Origin of the sequence: Streptantibioticus cattleyicolor NRRL 8057 = DSM 46488 (assembly GCF_000240165.1) — a bacterium.
Classification (GTDB): domain Bacteria; phylum Actinomycetota; class Actinomycetes; order Streptomycetales; family Streptomycetaceae; genus Streptantibioticus; species Streptantibioticus cattleyicolor.
Genome location: NC_017586.1, coordinates 1379790 through 1405292, shown reverse-complemented (window position 1 = coordinate 1405292; position 25503 = coordinate 1379790). Strand labels below are relative to the sequence as shown.

General features: G+C 71.9%; 24 protein-coding genes and 2 riboswitches. Of the genes, 16 read left to right on the top strand and 8 right to left on the bottom strand.

Annotation, left to right across the window (positions count from 1 at the left end):
* Position 1: 1 nt before the first annotated feature.
* Both SCATT_RS05975 and nadA read right to left on the bottom strand, forming a co-directional pair.
* On the bottom strand, positions 2-883 hold the full coding sequence (locus tag SCATT_RS05975) for a GNAT family N-acetyltransferase (protein WP_014142047.1): 882 nt from the start codon (positions 881-883) through the stop codon (positions 2-4).
* 69 nt (positions 884-952) lie between these two features.
* Positions 953-2125 (bottom strand): quinolinate synthase NadA, encoded by a 1173-nt coding sequence (nadA, locus tag SCATT_RS05970; protein ID WP_014142046.1) that lies wholly within the window; start codon positions 2123-2125, stop codon positions 953-955.
* 297 nt (positions 2126-2422) lie between these two features.
* Between nadA and SCATT_RS05965 the strand changes: the two genes are divergently transcribed.
* The gene (locus SCATT_RS05965; RefSeq protein ID WP_014142045.1) at positions 2423-2788 is read left to right on the top strand and encodes a HesB/IscA family protein; all 366 of its coding nucleotides are present in this window, start codon (positions 2423-2425) and stop codon (positions 2786-2788) included.
* Between the two features lie 52 nt (positions 2789-2840).
* Here SCATT_RS05965 and SCATT_RS38895 read toward each other — a convergent pair whose 3' ends face one another.
* Together SCATT_RS38895 and SCATT_RS05955 are read right to left on the bottom strand one after the other, a co-directional pair.
* Entirely contained in the window at positions 2841-3935 is a 1095-nt protein-coding gene (locus SCATT_RS38895; RefSeq protein WP_014142044.1) for a hypothetical protein, read from the bottom strand.
* Positions 3936-4019: 84 nt separating this feature from the next.
* On the bottom strand, positions 4020-4256 hold the full coding sequence (locus SCATT_RS05955) for a hypothetical protein (protein WP_014142043.1): 237 nt from the start codon (positions 4254-4256) through the stop codon (positions 4020-4022).
* 275 nt (positions 4257-4531) lie between these two features.
* Between SCATT_RS05955 and SCATT_RS05950 the strand changes: the two genes are divergently transcribed.
* Positions 4532-5506 carry a carbohydrate kinase family protein gene (locus SCATT_RS05950; RefSeq protein WP_014142041.1) on the top strand — a complete coding sequence of 325 codons (975 nt, stop codon included), beginning with the start codon at positions 4532-4534 and terminating at the stop codon, positions 5504-5506.
* 20 nt (positions 5507-5526) lie between these two features.
* On the opposite strand, the gene SCATT_RS05945 is transcribed toward SCATT_RS05950, so the two are convergent.
* On the bottom strand, positions 5527-6912 hold the full coding sequence (locus tag SCATT_RS05945; protein ID WP_014142040.1) for a cysteine desulfurase/sulfurtransferase TusA family protein: 1386 nt from the start codon (positions 6910-6912) through the stop codon (positions 5527-5529).
* A 292-nt stretch (positions 6913-7204) separates the two neighbouring features.
* Here SCATT_RS05945 and ctaC point away from each other — a divergent pair, with 292 nt between their 5' ends.
* The 4 genes from ctaC (at position 7205) to SCATT_RS05925 (ending at position 11754) form a co-directional block, all read left to right on the top strand.
* Entirely contained in the window at positions 7205-8194 is a 990-nt protein-coding gene (gene ctaC, locus SCATT_RS05940) for an aa3-type cytochrome oxidase subunit II (RefSeq protein ID WP_014142038.1), read from the top strand.
* Positions 8195-8208: 14 nt separating this feature from the next.
* A complete protein-coding gene (ctaD, locus tag SCATT_RS05935) occupies positions 8209-9951 on the top strand; it encodes an aa3-type cytochrome oxidase subunit I (RefSeq protein ID WP_014627568.1) in 1743 nt (580 codons plus the stop codon).
* Positions 9948-10346: a cytochrome c oxidase subunit 4 gene (locus tag SCATT_RS05930; protein WP_014142036.1), complete on the top strand. Its 399-nt coding sequence runs from the start codon at positions 9948-9950 to the stop codon at positions 10344-10346. Before ctaD ends, SCATT_RS05930 begins: the two co-directional genes overlap by 4 nt.
* A 136-nt stretch (positions 10347-10482) precedes the next feature.
* Positions 10483-11754: a L,D-transpeptidase gene (locus tag SCATT_RS05925; protein WP_042507617.1), complete on the top strand. Its 1272-nt coding sequence runs from the start codon at positions 10483-10485 to the stop codon at positions 11752-11754.
* Positions 11755-11773: 19 nt separating this feature from the next.
* Here SCATT_RS05925 and SCATT_RS05920 read toward each other — a convergent pair whose 3' ends face one another.
* Positions 11774-12202 carry a hypothetical protein gene (locus tag SCATT_RS05920; RefSeq protein WP_014142034.1) on the bottom strand — a complete coding sequence of 143 codons (429 nt, stop codon included), beginning with the start codon at positions 12200-12202 and terminating at the stop codon, positions 11774-11776.
* A 273-nt stretch (positions 12203-12475) separates the two neighbouring features.
* Here SCATT_RS05920 and ctaE point away from each other — a divergent pair, with 273 nt between their 5' ends.
* The 6 genes from ctaE (at position 12476) to SCATT_RS05890 (ending at position 19692) form a co-directional block, all read left to right on the top strand.
* Positions 12476-13096, top strand: a complete 621-nt coding sequence (gene ctaE, locus SCATT_RS05915) for an aa3-type cytochrome oxidase subunit III (RefSeq protein ID WP_014142033.1) — start codon at positions 12476-12478, stop codon at positions 13094-13096.
* 70 nt (positions 13097-13166) lie between these two features.
* Positions 13167-13973 (top strand): cytochrome bc1 complex diheme cytochrome c subunit, encoded by an 807-nt coding sequence (gene qcrC / locus SCATT_RS05910; protein WP_014142032.1) that lies wholly within the window; start codon positions 13167-13169, stop codon positions 13971-13973.
* A complete protein-coding gene (gene qcrA / locus SCATT_RS05905; protein ID WP_014627565.1) occupies positions 13970-15040 on the top strand; it encodes a cytochrome bc1 complex Rieske iron-sulfur subunit in 1071 nt (356 codons plus the stop codon). The genes qcrC and qcrA overlap by 4 nt, the downstream gene beginning before the upstream one ends.
* Positions 15037-16674 (top strand): cytochrome bc1 complex cytochrome b subunit, encoded by a 1638-nt coding sequence (qcrB, locus tag SCATT_RS05900; RefSeq protein WP_014142030.1) that lies wholly within the window; start codon positions 15037-15039, stop codon positions 16672-16674. Before qcrA ends, qcrB begins: the two co-directional genes overlap by 4 nt.
* A 129-nt stretch (positions 16675-16803) precedes the next feature.
* The gene (gene trpD / locus SCATT_RS05895) at positions 16804-17868 is read left to right on the top strand and encodes an anthranilate phosphoribosyltransferase (RefSeq protein WP_014142029.1); all 1065 of its coding nucleotides are present in this window, start codon (positions 16804-16806) and stop codon (positions 17866-17868) included.
* A gap of 84 nt (positions 17869-17952) precedes the next feature.
* A riboswitch (SAM riboswitch) is annotated at positions 17953-18069 on the top strand.
* A 261-nt stretch (positions 18070-18330) separates the two neighbouring features.
* Positions 18331-19692: an aminotransferase class V-fold PLP-dependent enzyme gene (locus SCATT_RS05890; protein ID WP_014142028.1), complete on the top strand. Its 1362-nt coding sequence runs from the start codon at positions 18331-18333 to the stop codon at positions 19690-19692.
* Between the two features lie 20 nt (positions 19693-19712).
* Here the strand turns inward: SCATT_RS05890 and SCATT_RS05885 are convergent, their stop codons facing one another.
* The gene (locus SCATT_RS05885; RefSeq protein ID WP_014142027.1) at positions 19713-19994 is read right to left on the bottom strand and encodes an Lrp/AsnC family transcriptional regulator; all 282 of its coding nucleotides are present in this window, start codon (positions 19992-19994) and stop codon (positions 19713-19715) included.
* Positions 19991-20770, bottom strand: a complete 780-nt coding sequence (locus SCATT_RS05880) for a rhomboid family intramembrane serine protease (RefSeq protein ID WP_014142026.1) — start codon at positions 20768-20770, stop codon at positions 19991-19993. Before SCATT_RS05880 ends, SCATT_RS05885 begins: the two co-directional genes overlap by 4 nt.
* A 169-nt stretch (positions 20771-20939) precedes the next feature.
* On the opposite strand from SCATT_RS05880, the gene SCATT_RS05875 reads away from it, so the two are divergent.
* The 4 genes from SCATT_RS05875 to SCATT_RS05860 all read left to right on the top strand — a co-directional run bounded on the left by SCATT_RS05875 (position 20940) and on the right by SCATT_RS05860 (position 25489).
* Entirely contained in the window at positions 20940-21194 is a 255-nt protein-coding gene (locus tag SCATT_RS05875; RefSeq protein ID WP_014142025.1) for a hypothetical protein, read from the top strand.
* A 59-nt stretch (positions 21195-21253) separates the two neighbouring features.
* A complete protein-coding gene (locus tag SCATT_RS05870) occupies positions 21254-22618 on the top strand; it encodes an NYN domain-containing protein (protein ID WP_014142024.1) in 1365 nt (454 codons plus the stop codon).
* A gap of 314 nt (positions 22619-22932) precedes the next feature.
* Positions 22933-23117, top strand: a riboswitch (cyclic di-AMP (ydaO/yuaA leader).
* A gap of 11 nt (positions 23118-23128) precedes the next feature.
* Positions 23129-24151 carry a C40 family peptidase gene (locus tag SCATT_RS05865; protein ID WP_014142023.1) on the top strand — a complete coding sequence of 341 codons (1023 nt, stop codon included), beginning with the start codon at positions 23129-23131 and terminating at the stop codon, positions 24149-24151.
* A 300-nt stretch (positions 24152-24451) separates the two neighbouring features.
* Entirely contained in the window at positions 24452-25489 is a 1038-nt protein-coding gene (locus tag SCATT_RS05860; RefSeq protein ID WP_014142022.1) for a C40 family peptidase, read from the top strand.
* Positions 25490-25503 lie beyond the last annotated feature (14 nt).

The window sequence follows — 25503 nt, the reverse complement described above, 5'->3', positions numbered from 1 at the left end:
GTCACAGGTAGGAGTCCGAGGGCACGTACGGGGCGGGCGGGCGCATGCCGCGCAGGCACAGGTATCCGCCGCCCGCCACGTCGAGGCCGGCCGCGAAGCCGACGTCCAGCGCCCACTGCTGATCCGCCGTCAGATCCTTGACGAGCGCGGGCTCGCCCTGCGGCACGTACAGCAGGGCGGCGGTCAGCAGCCGGGAGGCGAGGCGGCGGGAGGTGGCGGCGAGCAGTTCCACCTTGCCGCCGGAGACGTAGGCGTAGCCGCTGCCGGCCAGGTCGTCGGTGACCAACAGCTTGTGGTGGCGCAGGAGTTCGGCGTGGTCGGGGCCGTGGGCGCCGCCGCGGACCCCGCGGTCGACGGAGTCGAGCAGGTCGCGGTGGCGTTCGGTGCCGTCGTGCACGGCGCCGTCCGGCGGGTCGAGCCGGGCCGGGTCGACCACGCCGCGCAGCCGCATGGTCGGGTGCAGGGTGAAGCCGGCCCGCCGGTACAGGCGGGCGGCCACCGGGTGGCGGGAGCCGCAGATCATCCCGCGCAGGCAGCCGCGGCCGTGGTCGAGCGCCCGGGCCAGCAGCGTGGTGCCCACCCCCTTGCCCTGCGCGGTGGGCACCACGGCGAGCAGCGACAGCGCCCACAGCCCCTCGCGCCGGCCGGCCAGCGCCACCCCGACCGGCCCGGTGTCCGGCTCCTCGGCCAGCCAGCAGCCGCCGGGGTCGGTACGGGCGAGATGGCGTACCCGGCGCTCGAAACGCACCAGCCGCTCGGCCGTCCACTCCACCGGCGCCGTACCGCCGTCGGTCAGCGCGTGCGAGGGGGCGAAGGCGGCGGCGGTGACGGCCTGTACGGCCCTGGCGTCGTCGGCGGTGTCGCGTACCGGGCGCAGCAGCATGCGTCCCATCGTGGCCGTACCGCCCCCGCGCCCACCAGCGTGCGCGCGGGGGTTACCGCGAACGAACGGTTACGGCAGCGCGAGCATGCGCTCCAGGGCCGCCTTGGCGTAGTGCTCGGTCTCCTTGTCGACCTGGATGCGGTTGACCACCGTGCCCTCGGCGAGCGATTCCAGCGCCCACACCAGGTGCGGCAGGTCGATGCGGTTCATGGTCGAGCAGAAGCAGACGGTGCGGTCGAGGAAGACGATCCGCTTGTCCGGGTGGGCCTTGGCCAGCCGGCGCACCAGGTTCAGTTCGGTGCCGATGGCCCACGCCGAGCCGGCCGGGGCGGCGTCCAGCGTCTTGATGATGTATTCGGTGGAGCCCACGTGATCGGCGGCGGCCACCACCTCGTGCTTGCACTCCGGGTGCACCAGGACGTTGACCCCGGGGATGCGGGAGCGCACGTCGTTCACCGAGTCGAGGCTGAAGCGGCCGTGCACCGAGCAGTGGCCGCGCCACAGGATCATCTTCGCCGCGCGCAGTTGCTCGGCGGTGACCCCGCCGCCCGGCTTGTGCGGGTTGTAGACCACGCAGTCGTCCAGGGACATGCCCAGGTCGCGTACGGCGGTGTTGCGCCCGAGGTGCTGGTCGGGCAGGAAGAGCACCCTTTCCCCTTGCGAGAACGCCCACTCCAGGGCGCGCTTGGCGTTGGAGGAGGTGCAGATGGTGCCGCCGTGCCGGCCGGTGAACGCCTTGATGTCGGCGGAGGAGTTCATGTACGACACCGGGACCACGGTGTCGGCCACCCCGGCGTCGGTGAGCACGTCCCAGCACTCGGCGACCTGCTCGGCGGTGGCCATGTCGGCCATCGAGCAGCCGGCCGCCAGGTCCGGCAGGATCACCCGCTGGTCGTCGGAGGTGAGGATGTCGGCGCTCTCGGCCATGAAGTGCACACCGCAGAAGACGATGTACTCGGCCTGCGGGCGGGCCGCCGCGTCCCGGGCGAGCTTGAAGGAGTCCCCGGTGACGTCGGCGAACTCGATCACCTCGTCGCGCTGGTAGTGGTGGCCGAGGACGAAGACCCGGTCGCCGAGGCTCGCCTTGGCCTTGCGGGCGCGCTCCACCAGGTCGGGGTCGGAGGGGGCGGGCAGGTCGCCGGGGCACTCCACTCCGCGCTCGCTCCTCGGGTCGGCCTCGCGGCCGAGCAGCAGCAGGGCGAGGGGCGTGGGCTGGACGTCCAGCGGTTCGGTGGTGGTCACGGGCGGGGCGCCCTTTCTGGTCGGCAAACCCTTTTCGTCTAAATGACGCTATCTATCATAACCGCTTCGCGTCAGATTGACGATGGGCATCTTGTCGAAGTGACGCATTCCTCCGCGCCACCCCGCCGGGCCACCACCGCCCACGTGACCGTCCCCGCGCCGGTGTGCGAGCATGAAGGACGGGAACGGAGAAACCGGAAGCGGAAAGGCCGAGCCCGGTCCGGAATTTTTCCGGGACACCGGCGGTTCCAGCCGTCGGCAGCAATCCGTAGTCCGTACAACCCGGGAGTGAAGCAGATGACGGTTCAGGACGAGACCAACGCGAAGACCGCCGTGAGCGACGGCATCATCCTGTCCGACGCCGCCGCCGGCAAGGTCAAGTCCCTGCTGGAGCAGGAAGGCCGTGACGATCTCGCGCTGCGCGTCGCCGTCCAGCCCGGTGGCTGCTCCGGCCTGCGGTACCAGCTCTTCTTCGACGAGCGCTCGCTCGACGGCGACGTCGTCAAGGAGTTCGGCGGCGTCAAGGTCGTCACCGACCGGATGAGCGCCCCCTACCTCGGCGGCGCCACGATCGACTTCGTGGACACCATCGAGAAGCAGGGCTTCACCATCGACAACCCCAACGCCACCGGCTCCTGCGCCTGCGGCGACTCCTTCCACTGAGCCCGGGCCGAAGGCGCCCGTCCCCGCAACGGGGGCGGGCGCCTTCGTCGTCTCACCCCCGGCCGTCCCCGGCGGCCACCGCCCGCCCGTCCGAGGCGTCGTACACCGTCCGCCCGCCCAGCGGCCGGTCCAGCGTCACCGCCACGGTCATCGACTTCGCCAGCAGCGCGCACACCCGGCGCGGATCCGGAACGCTCGCGGTGACCCGCACCCGTACCGCCCCCGCCGACCGCGCGACCACCGTGCCGTCGTACCGCGCGCAGATTCCGCCCCAGAACCGCAGCAGCAGCGTGCGCCCGTCCGCCGCGTACGACACCACCGGCACCGGCGTGGCCGACCCCGCGGGATCCACCGCCGGATACCCTTCGCCCGGCTTCCCCGGCAGCAGCCAGGACGGCACCAACTCCGGCCGCCCGCCCACGAGTTGTTCCGCCAGCCCGAGCCGCGCGCCCCGCGCGGACGACGGCGCCGCCCGCACCGGGTACGCCGCGCCCCGCACCAGCTCCGCCAGCCGTCCCGAGCCGCTCACCACCGAACCGTCCGGCCCGACCCGCAGTTGGGTCCGCCACCCTCGCGTCGGCAGCCCCGCCACCACCGGATCGGCGGTCACGGTGCGCACCCCGCCCGCCGTGCCGGAGGCGTCCACCTCGGCCCCGCGCAGCCCCAGCGCCGCCAGCACCGGGGCCGCCGCACGCTCGGCCACGGCGGCGGAGACCGGGCGGACGGAGCGGGGCGCCCCGGCGTCCGGCGGGGCGAAGCAGACGGGGTCGGCCGCGCCCGCACCGGCCGCCGACCGCGCGTCCTGCGGCGGACACCCCGAACCGTTCCGGCTGTACGTCCACGCCCCCGGCGCCGCCCGGCCCACCAGCAGCCGCGACCCGGTACCCACCCGCCACAGACCGTGGTCCGCGGTGACCGCGCCGGAGACCCCCAGCGCCCCGGCCAGCCGCGCCACCGCGTCCTCGGGCACCCGGTCGGCCGCGCGCACCACCGGCGCCGTACGCGGACCGGCCGGCGGCGGGACACCGCGGGCCGCCTGCGAGGCCCAGTACGCGCCCCCGCCACCGGCCAGCAGCACCGCGCCGGCCGCCACCGCCACCACCGGGCCCGTCCGCCACCCGCGGCGCCCGTCCGCTTCCCCGGTCATCGGCACGACCCCTCTCGCGTCCGCGTCTCCCGTCCCCGGCGGGGACACGCCTTGGACGCGGCGGGGTGCCGTGCGGTTCCGCGCTCAGCCGCCGTAGTCGGACATGGCCCGCACGGCGTCCGCGGAGGCGTCCGGCACCCGGGTGCCGTGGATCTGCGCCGGCGACACCGCCGCCCGCTCCGCGGCGCGCGGCGCCTTCGTCCACCGCGCGGCGGTCCGCCGGCAGTCGTCGATCAGCTCGGCCGCGGAACCCTCCGCGCCCCGGCCCACCCCCGGATAGCCGGGGAACTCCACCGACTGCTGGTCGTCACGAACGGCCATGGCGACTCCCGAAGGGATCGAAGGAAAACGGCACTGTCCGCTACGACCGTAGACATTCCGGACCACCCACGGAACCCGTACGTACCGGTAATATTCCGGCGCCGCCCGGTCTCCCGCCACGCCCCGCGACCACCCGGTGCGGCCCCGGCGAACCGAACGCGCGACCGGACCGGCGGCCCGTCCGCCGCTTGACGAGGCCGCGGACCGGGTAGCGTTGCCTGGTCCGCAGTGCCCCGTCCCGGCCGCAGGCCCGCTTCGCAGGAGCAGAATTAGCCGTGCGTATCGCTGTCACCGGCTCCATCGCCACCGACCACCTGATGACCTTCCCAGGCCGTTTCTCCGACCAGCTGGTCGCCGACCAGCTGCACACGGTCTCGTTGTCGTTCCTGGTCGACACCCTCGACATCCGCCGCGGCGGCGTCGCCCCCAACATCTGCTTCGGCATGGGCCAGCTCGGGCTCCACCCGATCCTGGTCGGCGCGGCCGGCGCGGACTTCGCCGAATACCGTGCCTGGCTCGAGCGGCACGGGGTGGACACCGCCTCGGTCCGCATCTCCGAAGTGCTGCACACCGCCCGCTTCGTGTGCACCACCGACGCCGACCACAACCAGATCGGCACCTTCTACACCGGCGCGATGAGCGAGGCCCGGCAGATCGAACTCCAGTCGGTCGCCGACCGGGTCGGCGGACTGGACCTGGTGCACATCGGCGCCGACGACCCCGAGGCGATGCTCCGCCACACCGAGGAGTGCCGCACCCGGGGCATCCCGTTCGCCGCCGACTTCTCCCAGCAGCTCGCCCGCATGGACGGCGAGGAGATCCGGGTCCTCACCGACGGCGCCACCTACCTGTTCTCCAACGAGTACGAGAAGAGCCTGGTGGAGACGAAGACCGGCTGGTCGGCCCAGGAGGTGCTGACCAAGGTCGGCACCCGGGTCACCACGCTGGGCGCCAACGGGGTGCGCATCGAACGGGACGGTGAGCCCGTCATCGAGGTCCCCACCCCGCAGGAGGAGGCCAAGGCCGACCCCACCGGCGTCGGCGACGCCTTCCGGGCCGGGTTCCTGGCCGGCCTGTCGTGGAACCTCGGCCTGGAACGCGCCGCCCAGGTCGGCTGCATGCTCGCCACCCTGGTCATCGAGACCGTCGGCACCCAGGAGTACGAGCTGCGCCGCGCCCACTTCATGGACCGCTTCGCCAAGGCGTACGGCGTCGACGCCGCCGACGAGGTCCGCGTCCACCTCGCCTGAGCGGGCCTTGGCGGGGCGCTTCAGGACAGCCGGCGCACCACGTAGGCCGTCCCGCGCTCCGCCGCCCGCTCACCCTCGTACCCCTGGCCGCGCATCTCGCACCAGGCCGGGATGTCCAGCCGGGCGGCCTCGTCGTCGGAGAGCACGGTGACGGTGTCGCCCACCGGGACCGCGGTGATCACCTTGGCCAGCTCGATCACCGGGACCGGGCAGCGCCGGCCCAGGGTGTCCACCACCCGCCCGGCCGGCGGCCCGGCGGGCGCCGGCTCCGCCGCGGCCGGCACCCCCAGCCGCCCGCGCACCTCGGCCACCAGCTCCGGCAGCACCGTCAGGAACCGGTCGACGTCGGCCCCGCTCGTCCCCGGCGGCAGCGACACCCGGACGTTGCCCTCCGACAGCACCCCCATCGCCCGCAGCACATGGCTGGGCACCAGCGTGCTGGAGGTGCACGACGAACCGGAGGAGACCGCGAACCCGGCCCGGTCCAACTCGCCCAGCAGCGTCTCCCCGTCCACGTACAGACAGGAGAAGGTCACCAGGTGCGGCAGCCGCCGTACCGCGTCGCCGACCACCTCGGCATCGGGCACGGTCGCCGCCACCTCGGCCCGGATCCGGTCCACCAGGGCGGCGAGCCGGTCGCGTTCGGCCGCCGCCTCGTTCCGTACCGCGCGCAGCGAGGCCGCCGCCGCCACGATCGCCGGGACGTTCTCGAACCCGGGATGGCGTCCGCGTTCCCGCTCGTCCGCCGGGCCCGGCGCGGCGAACCGCACCCCCTTGCGGACCACCAGCAGCCCGACCCCGGCCGGCCCGCCCCACTTGTGGGCGCTCGCGGTCAGCAGTGACCAGTCGCCGTCCACCGGGCCCCACGGCACCGACTGCGCCGCGTCCACCAGCAGCGGCACCCCGGCCGCCCGGCACGCCTCGGCCACCTCGGCCACCGGTTGCACGGTGCCCACCTCGTGGTTGGCCGACTGGAGCACGGCGAGCGCCGTCTGGTCGGTCAACGCCGCCCGGTAGCCGTCCGGATCGACCCGGCCGGCGCGGTCCACGGCCACCTCGGTGACGGTGCCGCCGTCCCGCCGGTGGACCTCGGCGGCGTGCAGCACACAGGAGTGTTCGACCGCGGAGACCACCAGGTGACGACCCGTCCGACGGCGGCCGGCCAGCGCGCCCGCCATCCCGGTGTGCACCGCGGCGGTGCCCGAGGAGGTGAACGCCAGCTCGTCCGGGCGGCAGCCGAGCGCCTCGGCGGCCGTCTCCCGCGCCGCATCCAGCAGCAGCCGGGCCCGCCGCCCCTCCCGGTACAGCCGGGCCGGATCGGCCCACCCCTCCTCCAGCGCGGCGAGCAACGCCTGGCGGGCGACCGGGTGCAGCGGAGCGGTGGAGGCGGCGTCGAAGTAGGGCACGACGGAACGCTAACGCCTGCCGTCCGCGGCGGTGGCCGGCGCCCCGCCAGGCGTCCTCGCGGGAGCCCCGGCCAACGGCGTCAGTTGGCCGCCGGACTGCGGGATTCCACCCCTTCGGGGGCCATCCCCACCCTCGACCGGCGCGTTGGGACCCCTCCCCGCGCGGCCCCAAAAAGCGTCCAGTAGGGTTTGGTCCGCATAAACATCCACACCCTGCCCGCGCCAGGGCGCCGACCGAACGCATACGGCCGGGTTCCCGGACGCGCGGGCGAGACTCTCGGGAAGGCGCTACGTGAGTCCCAACGGCTCCGACCGCAAGTCGCGGCGCCCGATGCGGCGGCGGTTGCCGCAGGCGTTGGCCGCGGGCCTGGTCCTGGTGACTGCCACCGGTTGCTCCTACAAGGACTTCCCCCGCCTCGGCATGCCCAGCCCAGCCACGGAAGAGGCACCGCGGATCCTTTCGCTCTGGCAAGGCTCCTGGGCCGCGGCGCTCGCGGTCGGGGTGCTGGTCTGGGGCCTCATCATCTGGAGCGTGATCTTCCACCGGCGAAGCCGGACCAAGGTGGAGGTACCGGTGCAGACCCGGTACAACATGCCGCTCGAGGCGCTCTACACCGTGGTCCCGCTCGTCGTGGTCGCGGTGCTCTTCTACTTCACCGCACGCGACGAGTCCAAGCTGCTCGAAGTTTCCAAGAAGCCCGACCACGTCATCAACGTCGTGGGCTACCAGTGGAGCTGGGCGTTCAACTACATCGAGGACGTGCCGGGCAGCCCGGCCGCCTCGACCACGCCCAAGGAGCTGTCCAGCATCCCGAAGACCGCCCTGGAGGGCGCGCCGGCCAACGCCGGTGGCGTCTACGAGACCGCCACCCCGGGCGAGTGGACCAAGGGCAACCCGAGCCCCGGCCCCACGCTGTGGCTGCCGGAGGGCCAGACGGTGAAGTTCGTCCTCACCTCCCGGGACGTCATCCACTCCTTCTGGGTGGTGCCGTTCCTGATGAAGCAGGACGTCATCCCGGGCCACACCAACGTCTTCCAGGTCACCCCGAACAAGCTGGGCACCTTCATGGGCAAGTGCGCCGAGCTGTGCGGTGCGGACCACTCCCGGATGCTGTTCAACGTCAAGGTCGTCACGCCCGCGCAGTACGAGGCGCACCTGAAGGATCTGGCGAAGGCGGGCCAGACCGGCTACGTCCCGGCGGGCATTCCGACCACCGGCAACACCCGGGACGCCAAGACGAACCAGCAGCCGGGCAGCCAGACCGTAGGCAGCACCCGCTAGTCGGAGAGTGACAAGTGAGCATCCTCAATGAATCCCCGGGTGCCTCCGCGGCTGGCGGAACCGCCGCCGCGGGGACCCCGACGGCCCGGCGCAGGCAACCGGGCAACAAGGTCGTGTCGTGGCTGACCACCACCGACCACAAGACGATCGGCACCCTCTACCTGACGACGTCGTTCGCGTTCTTCTGCATCGGCGGCATCATGGCTCTCCTGATGCGTGCCGAGCTGGCCCGTCCGGGCCTGCAGATCATGTCGAACGAGCAGTTCAACCAGGCGTTCACGATGCACGGCACGATCATGCTGCTGATGTTCGCGACGCCGCTGTTCGCCGGTTTCACCAACTGGATCATGCCGCTGCAGATCGGCGCGCCCGACGTGGCGTTCCCGCGGCTGAACATGTTCGCCTACTGGCTGTACCTGTTCGGCTCGCTGATCGCGGTCGGCGGCTTCCTCACCCCGCAGGGCGCGGCCGACTTCGGCTGGTTCGCCTACTCGCCGCTGTCGGACGCGGTCCGCTCGCCGGGTGCGGGTGCCGACATGTGGATCATGGGTCTGGCGCTCTCCGGCTTCGGCACGATCCTCGGTGCGGTCAACTTCATCACCACCATCATCTGCATGCGCGCGCCGGGCATGACGATGTTCCGCATGCCGATCTTCGTGTGGAACGTGCTGCTCACCTCGGTGCTGGTGCTGCTGGCCTTCCCGGTGCTGGCCGCCGCGCTCTTCGCGCTGGAGGTGGACCGGAAGTTCGGGGCCCATGTCTTCGACGCGGCCAACGGCGGCGCGTTGTTGTGGCAGCACCTGTTCTGGTTCTTCGGCCACCCCGAGGTGTACATCATCGCGCTGCCGTTCTTCGGCATCATCAGCGAGGTCATCCCGGTCTTCTCCCGCAAGCCGATGTTCGGCTACATGGGTCTGGTGGCCGCGACCATCACCATCGCGGGCCTGTCGGTGACGGTGTGGGCCCACCACATGTACGTCACCGGTGGTGTGCTGCTGCCGTTCTTCTCCTTCATGACGTTCCTGATCGCGGTGCCGACAGGCGTGAAGTTCTTCAACTGGATCGGCACGATGTGGAAGGGGTCACTGAGTTTCGAGACCCCGATGCTGTGGGCGATCGGCTTCCTGATCACCTTCACCTTCGGTGGTCTGACCGGTGTCATCCTGGCCGCGCCGCCGCTGGACTTCCACATCTCCGACTCGTACTTCGTGGTGGCCCACTTCCACTACGTGGTCTTCGGCACCGTGGTCTTCGCGATGTTCGCCGGGTTCCACTTCTGGTGGCCGAAGTTCACCGGCAAGATGCTCGACGAGCGGCTCGGCAAGATCACCTTCTGGACGCTCTTCGTGGGCTTCCACGGCACGTTCCTGGTGCAGCACTGGCTCGGCGTCGAGGGCATGCCCCGCCGCTACGCCGACTACCTGGCGGCCGACGGCTTCACCACGCTGAACACCATCTCCACCATCTGCTCGTTCCTGCTGGGTCTGTCGATCCTGCCGTTCTTCTACAACGTGTGGAAGACCGCCAAGTACGCGCCGAAGGTCGAGGTGGACGACCCCTGGGGCTACGGCCGCTCGCTGGAGTGGGCGACCTCCTGCCCGCCGCCGCGGCACAACTTCCTCAGCCTGCCGCGCATCCGCTCCGAATCCCCGGCGTTCGATCTGCATCACCCTGAGATCGCGGCGCTGGAGCAGCTCGACAGCCACGGTCACCAGGCGGTCCTGGCCGGTGCCGAGGGCAAGGAGGCCGGCAAGTGAAGTACCAGGGCAAGATGTTCCTCTGGCTGTCGGTCTTCCTCCTGGTGATGGCCATCGTCTACGGTGTGTGGGCGAAGGAGGCCGCCGGTACCACGGCGCTCTTCATGGCCTTCGGCCTGAGCGTGATGATCGGCTTCTACCTCGCCTTCACCGCCCGCCGGGCGGACACCGGGGCGCAGGACCGGGAGGACGCGGACGTCGCCGACGACGCCGGCGAGCTGGGCTTCTTCAGCCCGCACAGCTGGCAGCCGCTGATGCTCGCGATCGGTGGTGCGCTGGGCTTCCTGGGCATCATCTTCGGCTGGTGGCTGCTGTACTTCTCGGCGCCGGTCATCCTCGTCGCCCTCTTCGGCTGGGTGTTCGAGTACTACCGCGGCGCCGACCAGCGGTACTGATCCGCGACACCCCGTACCACCAGGGCCGGGTACCCCACGGGGGACCCGGCCCTGCGGCGTACCCGGCGACCCCGGGGACCCCCGATTGCCGCAACGTAACGCGCCGCACCCGGGTGGGGCTTCTTACGTTGTGACCATGAGTCAGACACCTCGAAGCCGTCCGGCCATACTCCGCGTCTCCTGCGCCGTGGTGCTCGCGGCGACGCTGGCCGCCTGCGGTGACGGGTCGGACGACCCGCTGGCCGCCAAGCCCTACGACGCCACCGGCCAGATCGCCTACAGCACGGCCGACGGCAGCCGTCGGGTGGACCCGGACAAGCCGCTGAAGATCACCGCCAGGGGAGACGGCAACAAGATCACCGACGTCACGGCCACCGACGCCACAGGACGCTATCTGCGGGGCGAACTCGCCGCCGACGGACGGGAGTGGCACAGCACCGCTCCGCTGGCCGCAGGGGCGCATTACACGGTCCGGGTGAGCACCGAGGACGAGGACGGCCGGCCGGGCCGGCAGACGGTGGGCTTCGACACCGCGCCCGCCGACGCCAACCTCCGGGTCCGCTTCGGCCCCGACGCCGGGGTCTACGGGGTGGGGCAGCCGGTCACCGCGGAACTGAGCCGCCCGGTGCGCGACGCCGCCGCCCGCGCGGTGGTCGAGGGCGCCCTGCACGTCACCAGCCACCCCGCGGTCAACGGCGCCTGGCACTGGGTGGACAGCCGCACCCTGCACTACCGGCCGCGCGACTTCTGGCCCGCCGACGCCCGTATCGAGGTGACCAGCACCCTGCAGGGCACCCGCGTCGAGGGCGGCCTGTACGGCGGCCCCGCGGCGCCCCTGACGCTGCGCACCGGCGACCGCGTGGTGGCCGTCACCGACGCCGGCGCCCACCAGCTCACCCTCACCCGCAACGGCCACCGGGTGCGTACCGTCCCGGTGACCACCGGCAAGCCCGGCTTCGCCACCCGCAACGGCATCAAGGTGGTGCTCGGCAAGGAACCCTTCGTCCGGATGCGCAGCAGCACCATCGGCATCGACGTCGGCAGCCACGACTCCTACGACCTGCCGGTGCACTGGGCCACCCGGGTGACCTGGAGCGGCGAGTACGTGCACGCGGCGCCCTGGTCGGTCGGGTCGCAGGGGTCGGCCAACGTCAGCCACGGCTGCACCGGGATGAGCACCGACAACGCCCACTGGTTCTACGACCAGGTGCGCCCCGGCGACGTGGTCGAGGTGGTGGGCAGCGAGGGGCGCGGGATGGAGCCGTTCGGCAACGGCTTCGGCGACTGGAACCTGTCCTGGTCCGAATGGCTCCGGGGCAGCGCGCTGGCCGCCAAGGGGCGTCCCGGCGGCCACGACGGCACCGCCCGGCAGCCCGGGGACGCCGCCCGGCTCGCCCCCCGTACCTGACCCGCGGCGCCGCCCGGGGTCAGACCCGGGCGGGGGAGTGGCGGGCGGCGGGGCCGCCGCCGGTGCGGCGGCGCAGCAGCCCGGCCAGCGCCCCGGCCAGCGCCACCGGGTCCACCGGGTGGGTCACCACCGCGTCGGCCCGGCTCCAGGTGGCCAGCCAGGCGTCCTGCGGGCGCCCGATGAGCAGCGCCACCGGCGGGCACTGGAAGATCTCGTCCTTGATCTGCCGGCACACCCCCATCCCGCCGGCCGGGACCGCCTCGCCGTCCAGCACGCAGGCGTCGATGCCGCCCTCGTCCAGCGCGGCGAGCACCGCCGGAAGCGTGGCGCACTCCAGGAGTTCGACCGGCGGCACGTCGGGGGCCGGACGGCGTCCCACCGCCAGGCGTACCTGCTCGCGGGTGTTCGCGTCGTCGCTGTAGACGAGCACCGTGGCGGTCGGCTGCATGGGCGGAGCCTCCTCGTTGAGGGTCGCGGCGCGGTGGAGACCGTTGGGCGGTGATGCTACCCCCGGCACCGGCCGCCGGAGGAGGGTGCGGCACGCCCCGGAACGGCGCCCGACGACCCGTCAGGAGCGCTGCCGGGCGGGCATGGGCGGCCGGCGGCTGCCGCGTATCCCCCCTTCGGGTGAGGACGGCGGTACGCCACGCGGGTACCCCGGAAGCCCTTGACACTCCGAACGGCACCCCCCGGGGTGAGTGCGAGATAAGCGACCGACATAATGTCGGTCGTGGCGACAGCAACGACAGTAGAAACCGGGCACGCGCACCCGTCGGTCAACCGGCCGAACCTGGTCAGCGTCGGAACCATCATCTGGCTCAGTTCCGAGCTGATGTTCTTCGCGGCCCTCTTCGCGATGTACTTCACCCTGCGATCGGTGACCGGAACGGCCTTCTGGCACAGTCAGAACCAGCACCTGGACGTGCCGTTCTCCTCGGCGAACACCACGATCCTGGTGCTTTCCTCCCTCACCTGCCAGCTCGGCGTCTTCGCCGCGGAGCGCGGTGACGTGAAGAAGCTCCGTCGCTGGTTCACGATCACGTTCATCATGGGCGCGATCTTCATCGGCGGTCAGGTCTTCGAGTACACCAACCTGGTCCGGGACGACGGAATCTCCCTGAAGTCCAGCCCCTGGGGATCGGTGTTCTACCTCACCACCGGTTTCCACGGGTTGCACGTGACGGGCGGTCTGATCGCGTTCCTGTTCGTCCTGGGCAGGACGTACGCGGCCAAGAGGTTCACCCACGAACAGGCCACGGCGGCCATCGTCGTGTCCTACTACTGGCACTTCGTCGATGTCGTCTGGATCGGCCTCTTCGCCACGATCTACTTGATCAAGTAGTCATCGGTCCGCGACAGGCGGACCTGTACCAGAAGCATCGACGCAGAAGATCCTGACACCGGGGTAATCCGTGAAAAAGCTCTCCGCACGACGACGCCATCCGCTGGCGGCGCTTGTCGTCCTACTCTTCGCGCTCGCGGCCACCGGGGGGCTGTACGCCGCGTTCGCGCCGGCCGAGAAGGCGCAGGCCGACTCCGCTCAGTCCCTCGCCATCGAGCAGGGCAAGAAGCTCTACACCGTCGGCTGCGCCACCTGCCACGGCACCTCGGGGCAGGGCACCAGCACCGGCCCCAGCCTGGTGGGCGTCGGTTCGGCCGCGGTGGACTTCCAGGTCGGCACCGGCCGCATGCCGGCCCAGCAGCCCGGCGCCCAGGTGCCGCGCAAGAAGGCGATCTACAACCAGGCGGAGATCGACCAGCTCGCCGCGTACATCGCCTCCCTGGGCCCGGGTCCGGCCACGCCGACGAAGGACCAGTACAGCCCGGACGGCGCGGACATCGCCAACGGCGGTGACCTGTTCCGTACCAACTGCGCGCAGTGCCACAACGCCTCCGGCAAGGGCGGTGCGCTCTCCAACGGCAAGTTCGCCCCCACCCTGGAAGGCGTCGACCCCAAGCACATCTACGAGGCCATGCTCACCGGCCCGCAGAACATGCCCGCGTTCCCGGACGCGACGATGCCGCAGAAGGACAAGAAGGACATCGTCGCCTACCTCGACAAGGTCGACAGCGAGAAGTCCGAGAACCCCGGTGGTCTGGAGCTCGGCGGCCTCGGCCCGGTCAGTGAGGGTCTGTTCGGCTGGATCTTCGGCCTCGGTGCGCTGATCGCTGTGGCCGTCTGGGTCGCCGCCCGGACCACGAAGGCCAGGAAGTCATGAGTAGCCAGCCCGGATCCAACGAGGACATGTCAGAAGAAAACCTGCCAGGTGAGCGGTCGGACGCTCACCACGGCGCCGTCCAGCCCGTGGGCGACCCGTTCGCCGACCCGGGCCTGCCGCCCCACGAGCCGCGTCGCCAGGACATCGACGAGCGCACCGCCCGGCGGTCCGAGCGTGTGGTGGCGTTCCTGTTCACGCTGTCCATGCTGGCCACGGTCGGCTTCATCGCCTCGTACGTGACGCTGCCGATCCACAAGATCGTCTACATCTTCCCGATCGGCCACGTCAGCGCGCTCAACTTCGCCCTGGGTCTGACCCTCGGCGTGGCGCTGTTCTGCATCGGCGCCGGCGCCGTGCACTGGGCCCGGACGCTGATGTCGGACCACGAGGTCCCGCAGGAGCGCCACCCGATCGAGGCGAGCCCCGAGGTCCGCCAGCAGGTGATGGCCGACTTCGCGCAGGGCGCCAAGGAGAGCCAGCTCGGCCGCCGCAAGCTGATCCGCAACACCATGTTCGGCGCGCTGGCCCTGGTGCCGCTCTCCGGCGTGGTCCTCCTCCGCGACCTCGGTCCGCTGCCGGAGACCAAGCTCCGGCACACGGCGTGGAAGAAGGGGATGCTGCTGATCAACCAGAACACCAATCAGCCGCTGCGCCCCGAGGACGTCGCCATCGGTTCGCTGACCTTCGCCAAGCCGGAGGGCCTCAGCGACGACGACCCGGAGTTCCAGGACGTCATCGCCAAGGCGGCGCTGATGATCGTCCGGCTCAAGCCGGAGGACATCAAGGACAAGCGCGAGCTCGACTGGGGCCACGAGGGCATCGTGGCGTTCTCCAAGATCTGCACGCACGTCGGTTGCCCGATCAGCCTGTACGAGCAGCAGACGCACCACGTGCTCTGCCCCTGCCACCAGTCGACGTTCGACCTCTCCGACGGCGGCCGGGTCATCTTCGGACCCGCCGGTCACGCCCTGCCGCAGCTTCGGATCAGCGTCAACGACAAGGGTTACCTCGAAGCCCTCGGTGACTTCGCGGAGCCCGTCGGCCCGAGCTTCTGGGAGCGCGGATGAGCACCACACACCAGGCGACCGGCGCCCGGCGGGGCAAGGCCCCGGCCGGCGAGCGGCTCGCGGACTGGGCCGACGGCAGGCTGGGCATCTACAGCCTCGCCAAGGCCAACATGCGCAAGATCTTCCCGGACCACTGGTCCTTCATGCTGGGTGAGGTCGCGCTCTACAGCTTCCTGATCATCATCCTCACGGGTGTGTATCTGACGCTGTTCTTCCACCCCAGCATGACCGAGGTGGTCTACAACGGCCCGTACACGCCGTTGCAGGGCATCCGGATGTCGGACGCCTTCGCCTCCACCATGCACATCAGCTTCGAGGTGCGCGGCGGTCTGCTGATCCGGCAGATCCACCACTGGTCGGCGATCGTCTTCATCGCCTCGATGTTCGTGCACATGATGCGCGTCTTCTTCACCGGCGCCTTCCGCAAGCCGCGTGAGATCAACTGGCTCTTCGGCTTCCTGCTGTTCGTCCTGGGCATGTTCACCGGTTTCACCGGCTACTCGCTCCCGGACGACCTGCTGTCGGGTACCGGTGTGCGCTTCATGGAGGGCGCGATCCTGTCGGTGCCGATCGTCGGCACCTACCTGTCGATGTTCCTGTACGGGGGCGAGTTCCCCGGGCACGACTTCGTGGCGCGCTTCTACACGATCCACATCCTGCTGCTGCCCGGCATCATGGCGGGCCTGCTGGTGGCCCACCTGATCCTGGTCTTCTACCACAAGCACACCCAGTTCCCCGGCCCCGGCCGGACCAACGAGAACGTCGTCGGCATGCCGCTGCTGCCGGTGTACATGGCCAAGGCCGGCGGCTTCTTCTTCCTGGTCTTCGGTGTCATCGCCGCGCTCGCCGCGATCGCCTCGATCAACCCGATCTGGGAGTACGGCCCGTACCGTCCGGACCAGGTGTCCACCGGTGCGCAGCCGGACTGGTACATGGGTATGGCCGAAGGTCTCATCCGGGCCATGCCGAGCTGGGAGATCAACTTCTGGGGTCACACGCTCCAGCTGGGTGTCTTCATCCCGCTGCTCCTCTTCGGCCTGGTGCTGATGGCGATCGCCTTCTACCCGTTCGTCGAGGCGTGGGTCACCGGTGACAAGCGTGAGCACCACCTCGCGGACCGGCCGCGCAACCGTCCGGTGCGCACCGCCTTCGGCGCGGCGTGGGTCGCCTGGTACATGGTGCTGCTGCTCGGCGGTGGCAACGACATCGCGGCCACCCACTTCCACCTGTCGATCAACGCGATCACCTGGTTCGTGCGGATCGGGTTCTTCGTGATCCCGGTGCTCACCTTCGTCGTCACCAAGCGGTTCTGCCTGGGCCTGCAGCGCCGGGACCGCGACAAGGTGCTGCACGGCCGCGAGACCGGCGTGATCAAGCGGCTGCCGCACGGCGAGTTCATCGAGGTGCACGAGCCGCTGGACCAGGGCGCGATGTACACCCTGACCTCGCACCAGCAGTACGAGCCGATCGAGGTGGGCCCGGAGGTCGACGAGAACGGCGTCGAGCGCAAGGCCGGGGCCATGACCAAGCTGCGCGCCAAGCTCTCCCAGGGCTACTACGGCGAGCAGGGCCAGATCCCCAAGCCCACCGCGGAGGAACACGCGGAGATCACGAGCGGCCACGGCCACCACTGATCCCGTAACCACACCGTCGCCACACCGAGGGCCCCGGCCCGGACACCACAGTCCGGACGGGGCCCTCGGCCGTGCCCGGGCCGCTATACGCTGTGCCCCAGTAGTCGGTAGCAGACCCAGGAGCGGCCCATGAACGCGCTGACCCCCGTCGGAGGCGACCGCGGGGCGGCCCCCACCTGGCCGGGCGTCCTGGGCGCCCTGCTGGCCGGGCGCGACCTGTCCGGGGACGACACCGCCTGGGCGATGGACCGGATCATGAGCGGCGCGGCGACCGACGCGCAGATCGCCGGGTTCATGGTGGCGCTGCGGGCCAAGGGGGAGACCGTCGAGGAGGTCTCCGGCATGGTCCGCGCCATGTACGAGCACGCCAACCTCATCGAGGTGCCGGGCCCCTCGGTGGACATCGTCGGCACCGGCGGCGACGGCGCCAGGACGGTCAACATCTCCACCATGTCGTCGATCGTGGTGGCCGGCACCGGGGCCAAGGTGGTCAAGCACGGCAGCCGGGCGGCCTCCTCGGCCAGCGGCGCCTCCGACGTGCTCGGACGGCTCGGGGTCAACCTCGAACTGTCGCCGCGCCGGGTCGTCGAGGTGGCGGCCGAGGCCGGGATCACCTTCTGCTTCGCGGTGCGGTTCCACCCGGCGCTGCGCCATGTCGCCAGCGCTCGGGCCGAGTTGGGCATCCGGACGGTCTTCAACTTCCTCGGCCCGCTCACCAACCCGGCCCGGGTACGGGCCCAGGCCACCGGGGTGGCCGACCCGCGGATGGCGCCGATCGTGGCCGGGGTGCTGGCCGACCGGGGCTCCTCCGCCCTGGTCTTCCGCGGCGACGACGGCCTGGACGAGCTGACCACCACCGCCACCTCGCAGGTGTGGGTGGTCCGCGACGGCAAGGTGGACCAGGTCTCCTTCGACCCCCGGGACGTCGGCATCGAGCTGGTCGGGGTGGAGGCGCTGCGGGGCGGCGACGCGGCGCACAACGCCGAGGTGGCCCGCCGCGTGCTGGCCGGGGAACGCGGTCCGGTCCGCGACGCCGTCCTGCTCAACTCGGCCGCCGCGCTGGTGGCGTTGGAGCCGACCGGCGCCCCGCTGGCCGAGCAGATCGCCGCCCAGCTGCCGCGTGCCGCGCGCTCCGTCGACTCCGGCGCCGCGCTGCGGGTGCTGGAGCGCTGGGTGGCGGCCACCAACGCCTGAGCCGGCCGCCGGGTACGCGGGGCGGTGTCCGAACTGCGGACACCGCCCTTGCCGTTCGGCGATCACATGGCATACTCGTCGACAGGTCACGAGTGACAGCGCGAAGGCCCCGGCTCGCTGTCCGGCAACCCTCCGTCCGTGGCGGGGTGCCCCGGGTGATGACCAGGCCGTAAGCAGCGAGGCTTATGGCAAGCGCGGACCCCTCCCGTAGAACACGGTGACGGCCAGGGGTCCTGGTTGTCGCGGGAGTATTTCTTGAGCAAGCGAATGCGATAGGGCCGGTCAGCCCTTCCGGGTCGACGGCCCGTTTTCCGCCGTTTCCCATTTTCCCTTCACCGCGTGGTGCCCACCGGGCCGGAACGGACGTACCGTCCGGCCGCCGCGTCGGCGTACCCGCGTGTCCGGGCGCCGCCCTTGTACCGGCCGCGCCGTGATGTCGCCTGCTTTTTCCGGGAGTTCGCCATGTCCGTCCTCGATGTCGCAGTGACTCGGGAAGCCTGTCAGCCGCTGCCGGTCCTCGGACGTGACGTCCGGGTGCCGTTGGTCACCGGCGGGGAGGTGACCTACGCGGCGCTGGACTACGCCGCCAGCGCCCCGGCGTTGCAGCGGGTGTGGGACGACGTGGCCGGGTACGCCCCGTACTACGGCAGCGTGCACCGGGGCGCCGGATACCTCTCGCAGCTCTCCACCGACCTGTTCGAGCAGAGCCGGCGCACCGTGGCGGAGTTCCTCGGCTGCCGCCCCGACGACCAGGTGGTCTTCACCCGGTCCACCACCGACTCGCTCAACCTGCTGGCCGCCGTCGTCCCGGTCACCACCCAGGTGTTCGTCTTCGTCACCGAGCACCACGCCTCGCTGCTGCCGTGGCGCGGCCACGACGTCACCTACCTGGCCGCCCCCGGCTCACCCGGTGAGGCGGTGGCCACCCTTGAGCGCGCGCTGGCCGCCCGGGACCCGCACGGCGACGCGCTGGTCTGCGTCACCGGCGCCTCCAACGTCACCGGCGAGCTGTGGCCGGTACGCCAACTGGCCGCCGCCGCGCACGCGCACGGCGCCCGGATCGTGCTCGACGCCGCCCAGCTCGCCCCGCACCACCCGGTCGACATCACCGCCCTCGACGTCGACTACGTGGCCTTCTCCGGCCACAAGCTCTACGCGCCGTTCGGCTCCGGAGTGCTGGCCGGCCGCCCGGACTGGCTGTCCGCGGCCGAACCGTACCTGGCCGGCGGCGGCGCCAGCCGTACCGTGGCCCGGCGCGCGGACGGCGGCATCGACGTGGAGTGGCACACCGACGCCGCCCGCCACGAGGCCGGCTCGCCCAACGTCATCGGCGCCTACGCCATCGCCTCCGCCTGCCGCGCGCTCACCGAGGCCGGTTTCGACGCCCTGGTCGCCCGGGAACAGCAACTGGTCGACCGGGTGCTGACCGGGCTGGCCGCCGTCGAGGGGGTCACGGTGCTCTCGCTGTTCGGCCCCGGCAGCGCCCGGGTGGGCGTGATCTCCTTCGTCGTCGAGGGGTGGAACAGCTCCCACCTGGCCGCCGCGCTCTCCGCGGAGTACGGCATCGGGGTGCGCGACGGGCTCTTCTGCGCCCACCCCCTGGTGCGCACCCTGCTCGGCGGCGCCCCCGACGAGCCCGCCGAGTGCGGCGCCCCCGACACCGTCCCCGGCGAACGCCCGCTCAACGCCGTCCGCGTCAGCTTCGGCGCCGGCACCCCGGACGAGCACGTGGAGCGCTTCCTGGGCGCGGTGGCGGAGCTGGTGCGGGACGGGGCGAAGTGGGAGTACCGCACGGAGGACGGCCGCTGCGTCGCGGCCGGATGACGCCCGGGCCCCGACGGGAGCTAGCTGTCCAGGCCGATGGAGAAGGCGGCCTCCAGGTCGTGCTGGGAGTACGTGCGGAAGGCGACGTGGGTGTCGGTGGCCTGGACACCGGGGATCTTGCTGATGCGGCCCGGGATGGCGTCCGCGAGGTCGTCGTGCCGGGCCACCCGGACCATGGCGACGAGGTCGTAGGTGCCGGTGACCGAGTACACCTCGCTGACCCCGTCGAGCGCGGCGATCGACTCGGCGATCTCCGGGATCCGGTCCACGCTGGTCTTGATGAGCACGATCGCGGTGATCACGGTTGGCCCTCTCCTCGGGTCGCGGCTTGCGGGGTCAGCTTAGACCGCTCCCGGAAGCACGCCCCGGCGCACAGGAACCCGAAGCCGAACCCGATCACGTGGGCCAGATAGGCGACGCCGGGTCCGGGGGTGTCGGCCCGGGCGGCGAGCCACTGGAGGACGAACCAGAAGCCCAGCGCCAGCCAGGCGGGGAACCGCAGCGGCAGGAAGAGCAGGAACGGCAGCAGGCTGGTGACCCGGGCCCGGGGGAAGAGGAACAGGTAGCCGCCGAGCACCCCGGCGATCGCCCCGGAGGCGCCGACCAGCGTCTGCGTGGAGTCCGCGTGCGCCACCGCGTAGCCGTAGGTGGCCGCGTACCCGGCGGCCAGGTAGAACAGCGCGAACCGCAGCGGCCCCATGCGCCGCTCGACCCCGGCGCCGAAGACGAACAGGAAGAGCATGTTGCCCAGCAGGTGCAGCCAGTTGCCGTGCAGGAAGAGCGCGGTGAGCACCGAGACGAAGGGCGCCTTGTCCGCGTAGTGCGGGCTGTGGCAGCCGTAGGGCAGGCCCAGCGCGCCGGGGGCCAGCGGGCCGTGCCACAGCTCGGTGGGGATCACCCCCCAGTGGTCGAAGTAGCGCACCTGGGCGCAGAGCGCCGGTCCGCCGCCGCCGTCCGTACCGCCCAGCCCGGAGGCCGGGCCGGTGAGGAAGACCAGGAAGCACAGGGCGATCACCGAGTACGTCACCACCGGCGGGCGGCGGGCGGCGGTCTTCCCCGGTTCGCGGAGCGGTGGCATGCCTCGATCATGACGGAAACGGTCTTATCGGGCATAGGTCGCCTCGCCGGACACCCCCAGCACGCCGGGCGTGGTAGGCCGTAGGGTTGCCGGAAGCGCATCCGGCGTTCGGGTGACGTACCGGACGGCGGGCCGCCCGGGTGGCGGACGAGGAGATGAGGACGACACGATGCCGGTTCCCCTGCCGACGGCCACCACGCGCTGGCGGTGCACCCTGTGCGGCAACCTGACCCGTTTCGACGTCACCCGGGCCACCCGCGCGGTGGAGTACGTCCACCTGGATCTGGCCGGTGACCCGAAGGTGGAGGAGCGCGAGGTGCTCGGCGAGACGGTGGAGTCCGTACGCTGCCGCTGGTGCGGCGCCGACGACCGGGTCGAACTGGTCGACCGGCCCGCCGCCGGGACCGAACCCGGGCAGGTCTGATCCGCCACCCGCGGGGACAATAGGGACGTACGGGCGAAGGAGACGGACGGGAGTGACTGGTGGAGCGTACGGGCGGCAACCCGGAGGCGGTGCCGGAGGACGCCGGCGGGACCGACGAGCCGCTCGACCGGCCGCTTCCTGAAGGGGTCCGGCACCGGGTGGTGACCATAGCGGCCGACGCCTTCGGCTCGCTGACCACCGCCGAACTCCCGGCGCAGTTGCGCCAGTACGCCCGTTTCACCCCCAGCCGCCGGGCGAAGTTCGCCGGCAACGCGCTGGCCGCCGCGCTGGAGACCGACCCGGTCTTCCGGCAGCGCATCGCCACCCGGCTGCGCGAGACCCAGCCCGAGCTGGCCGCCGCCCTGGACAGCGGCACCCCGCCGCCGGCCGCCGACCCGCTGGACGTGGCCGCCGCCGCCTATCTGCTGCGTCCGGCCGGCTGGTCCAAGCTGGTGGCCGCGGCCGGCGAGGAGGCCCAGCGGGCCCTGGCCGACCAGGTCGGCGAGGAGACCAACCGCGAACTGCGCCGGCTGCGCGAGGAGCTGGCCGAGGTGCGGGCCACCGCCCAGCGCGAGACGGCCGGCGTCCGCGCCGAGCTGGAGGCGGCGCGCAGGGAGAACGAGTCGTTGCACCGCAAGCTGCGCAGCGTCACCAGCGATCTGCGGCGCGCCGAGGCGGCGGTGCGCAAGGCCGAGGCGGAGCTGGACAAGACCCGCACGGCCGCCGCCGCCGAACTGGCCGCCTCCGACGCCGAGGGGCGGCGGCTGCGCTCCCGGCTGGCCGAGGCCGAATCGGCCCTGGAGGCCGGTCGCCGCGCGGTGCGCGAGGGGCGCAGCCTGGAGGACATGCGGCTGCGGCTGCTGCTGGACACCGTGCTGGACGCGGCCCAGGGGCTGCGCCGGGAGCTGGCGCTGCCGCCGGTCTCCGGCCGTCCGGCCGACACCGTGGAGGCCGTCGCCCCGGGCCGGATGAGCCCCAAGGACATCGCCCGCCGCGCGCTGGCCGAGGACGACCCGGCGCTGCTCGACCAGTTGCTGGCGCTGCCCCAGGCCCATCTGGTGGTCGACGGCTACAACGTCACCAAGACCGGGTATCCGGCGCTGCCGCTGGAGAAGCAGCGGCTGCGGCTGCTGGGCGGGCTGGCGGTGCTCGCCGCGCAGACCGGGGTGGAGATCACCTGTGTCTTCGACGGCGCCGAGCTGTCGGCGCCGGTGCTGCTCGCGCCGCCGCGCGGGGTGCGGGTGCTCTTCAGCAAGCCCGGGCAGACCGCCGACGAGCTGATCCGCCGGCTGGTGCGGGCCGAGCCGCCGGGGCGCCCGGTGGTGGTGGTCTCCACCGACCGCGAGGTGGCCGACGGGGTGGCCCGGGCCGGGGCGCGCCCGGTGGCCTCCCTGCTGCTGCTGCGCCGGCTCTCCCGGGCCTGAGTCCCGCTTATTCCCGCCGCCGCCCGGCCGTTCGGCGGGAACGCCCTGTGAATCGCCCTCAATTTCCGTTTGCGGGCGGCCCGTCCGTTTTCGTATCGGCTGTGATTGCGCTCACAGAAATGGCCCGCGGCGGCCCCGTGGATACGGTGGAACGCCGGGCGCGGACGGATATGTCCGGTACCGTCCTGCGCGCCGCGTAAAGAAGTTGCGATGCGGCGGACTTTTTTCTCCCGGGGATTTGATCCGATCACAATGTGGTCACTAGGGTCTGGCTTCGAACCTCCGCGCAGTCGATCATCCAACCCGGATGACAGTGGGGGTTACCGCCGAGTTCGAGTGCCGGCGTGCGTCACGGGGGGACTGGTACTCGGAGCCGGGGAACCAACATTCCCGGGGTGAATCGGGGTCAGGTCGTGCCGTGCGGCGCGATGGGACCCGGTAGGGCTGCTTCCTGCCCGAACCCGACAGCTCACCCGGTAGGCGGCAACAGGAAGAAGGAGCTCGTCCTCCGTGGCGTCCCACCGTCGTCCCAAGCCGGCCAGCCGCACCCGCGTGACCGTGCTCACCGCAACCGCCGCAGCGGCGGTCGCCCTGTCGTCCCAGGCGGCCCACGCCGACCCCAAGCCGTCCAAGTCCGATGTCAAGGCCCAGGTCGACAGCCTGTACGAGCAGGCGGAGCAGGCCACCGAGAAGTACGACGGCGCCAAGGAGCAGCAGGACAAGCTGCAGCAGCAGGTGAACGACCTGCAGAACAAGGTCGCCCGCGAGCAGGCCACCCTCAACAAGCTCCAGGACAACCTGGGCACGCTGGCGGCCTCCCAGTACCGCGAGGGCGGCATCGACCCGTCCGTCCAGCTCTTCCTCTCCTCCAACCCGGACGACTTCCTCGACAAGGCGTCCACCATGGACCAGTTGAGCGGTCGCCAGGCCGACGCGCTCAAGCAGATCGAGGAGCAGAAGCGCCTGCTGGACCAGGAGCGGGCCGAGGCCACCGCCAAGCTCGCCCAGCTGGACAGCACCCGCAAGGACCTCGCGGACAAGAAGCAGGAGGTCCAGGCGAAGCTCTCCAAGGCGCAGGACCTGCTCAACACGCTCACCCAGCAGGAGAAGGCCCAGCTCCAGCAGGAGCAGGAGCGCTCCAACCGCAGCAACCAGCGCCCCAGCCTCGGTGACTCGCCGGCCGCCTCGCAGCGCGCCGCCGCCGCGCTCGCCGCCGCCGAGTCGGTCATCGGCTCGCCCTACGTGTGGGGCGCCACCGGCCCCAACGCCTTCGACTGCTCGGGTCTGACCTCGTGGGCCTACGCCCAGGCGGGCATATCGATCCCGCGCACCTCCGAGGAGCAGGCCAACGCCGGCACGCACCTGTCGATGGACGAGCTGCGCCCGGGCGACCTGGTCATCTTCTACGGCGACGCCCACCACGTCGGCCTCTACGCCGGCAACGGCATGGTGCTGCACGCCCCGCACACCGGCGCCAACGTCCGCTTCGAGGCGATGAGCGACATGCCGTTCCAGTTCGGCGTCCGGGTCTGAGCACCCCCAACTGACACAACGTCAGAAACGTCTCCGGCCGGGCCCCGCTCACCACGAGCGGGGCCCGGCCGCGTCCTGGCCGCACCACCCGCCCGGCGTCACCGCGAACGGGTGGCAGGCGATGCGCCGCCTTGACGCCCTCCATGCGCTGACCAGCGGCTCGGCCGCGCCGCCGGCACAACACGGGACGCCGCGTTTTGAACTGACCGTCACCACGCCGCTACTGTGCGGCTCCGCGCGGTGTGGTGCCGCGCGGCCCCGGGCCGGGGGCCTTGGTCAGATCAGGAGGCAGGGTCCCCCATGGCGTCCCATCGCCGATGCGCGCCACCCGGTACGGCCCGGACCGCCCGCGCCACGGTGCTCTCCGCCGCGGCCGCCGCCGCGCTCTACGCCACCGCACCCGCCGGCGCCCAGCCGCAGGAGGGCCCCGAACAGGTCAGGGCCCAGGTGGACGCCCTCTACCAGCAGGCCGAACGGGCCACCCAGAGCTACGACGCGGCGCTGGAGAAGGCCACCGGGCTGCGCGGCCGGATCGAGGCCCTCCAGTCCGAGATGGCCCGCACCCAGCAGTCGGTCAACCGGCTGCGCGACGGCCTCGGCGTGATCGCCGCCGCCGAGTACCGCGACGGCGGCCTCGACCCCTCCCTCACCCTGCTGTTCACCTCCGACCCCGACGGCTACCTCGAACGCGCCGCCCTCACCGAACGCGCCCGCCACCACCGGGCCGGCCAGCTCCACCGGCTCCGGCTCGCCGAACGCACCCTGCGCCAGCAACGCGCCCAGGCCGGCGCCCGCCTCGCCGAACTCGACCGCACCCGCGCCCAGTTGGCCGCCCGCAAGACCACCGTGCAGCGCAAGCTCAACCAGGCCCGGCGGCTCATCGACGCCCTGGCGCCCGCCCAGCGCGCCGCGGCCGGCTTCGGCGCCGCCCAGAACAACCGCGTCGAGGCGGCCGGCCCCCTGCCCGACCTGCCCACCCTCGCCCCCGTCTCGGGGCGCGCGGCCGAAGCCGTCGCCGCCGTCCGCGGCGCCCTCGGCTCGCCCTACGTCTGGGGCAGCAGCGGCCCGTCCGCCTTCGACTGCTCCGGGCTGATGTACTGGGCCTACCAGCGGGCCGGCACCACCTTGCCGCGCACCTCCCAGGAACAGCTGACGGCCGGCCGCCACGTTCCGCTCGGCCAGGCCCGCCCCGGCGACCTGGTGATCTACCGCAACGACGCCAGCCACGTGGCCATGTACGTCGGCGGCGGCAAGGTGATCCACGCCCCCTACCCCGGCGCCCGGGTGCGCTACGACCCGGTGACGATGATGCCGGTCACCGCCGTCGTACGCCCCTGACCCCTCGCATACCA

Excerpts from the sequence above, each read along its gene's own strand:
- trpD (WP_014142029.1), top strand. The coding sequence starts at position 16,804 with ATGAACGCGCTGACCCCCGTCGGAGGCGACCGCGGGGCGGCCCCCACC.
- SCATT_RS05920 (WP_014142034.1), bottom strand. The coding sequence starts at position 12,202 with ATGCAGCCGACCGCCACGGTGCTCGTCTACAGCGACGACGCGAACACC.
- SCATT_RS05890 (WP_014142028.1), top strand. The coding sequence starts at position 18,331 with ATGTCCGTCCTCGATGTCGCAGTGACTCGGGAAGCCTGTCAGCCGCTG.
- ctaE (WP_014142033.1), top strand. The coding sequence starts at position 12,476 with ATGTCGGTCGTGGCGACAGCAACGACAGTAGAAACCGGGCACGCGCAC.
- SCATT_RS05975 (WP_014142047.1), bottom strand. The coding sequence starts at position 883 with ATGCTGCTGCGCCCGGTACGCGACACCGCCGACGACGCCAGGGCCGTA.
- qcrB (WP_014142030.1), top strand. The coding sequence starts at position 15,037 with ATGAGCACCACACACCAGGCGACCGGCGCCCGGCGGGGCAAGGCCCCG.
- SCATT_RS05925 (WP_042507617.1), top strand. The coding sequence starts at position 10,483 with ATGAGTCAGACACCTCGAAGCCGTCCGGCCATACTCCGCGTCTCCTGC.
- SCATT_RS05955 (WP_014142043.1), bottom strand. The coding sequence starts at position 4,256 with ATGGCCGTTCGTGACGACCAGCAGTCGGTGGAGTTCCCCGGCTATCCG.
- SCATT_RS05875 (WP_014142025.1), top strand. The coding sequence starts at position 20,940 with ATGCCGGTTCCCCTGCCGACGGCCACCACGCGCTGGCGGTGCACCCTG.
- SCATT_RS05880 (WP_014142026.1), bottom strand. The coding sequence starts at position 20,770 with ATGCCACCGCTCCGCGAACCGGGGAAGACCGCCGCCCGCCGCCCGCCG.
- SCATT_RS05965 (WP_014142045.1), top strand. The coding sequence starts at position 2,423 with ATGACGGTTCAGGACGAGACCAACGCGAAGACCGCCGTGAGCGACGGC.
- qcrA (WP_014627565.1), top strand. The coding sequence starts at position 13,970 with ATGAGTAGCCAGCCCGGATCCAACGAGGACATGTCAGAAGAAAACCTG.
- SCATT_RS38895 (WP_014142044.1), bottom strand. The coding sequence starts at position 3,935 with ATGACCGGGGAAGCGGACGGGCGCCGCGGGTGGCGGACGGGCCCGGTG.
- SCATT_RS05860 (WP_014142022.1), top strand. The coding sequence starts at position 24,452 with ATGGCGTCCCATCGCCGATGCGCGCCACCCGGTACGGCCCGGACCGCC.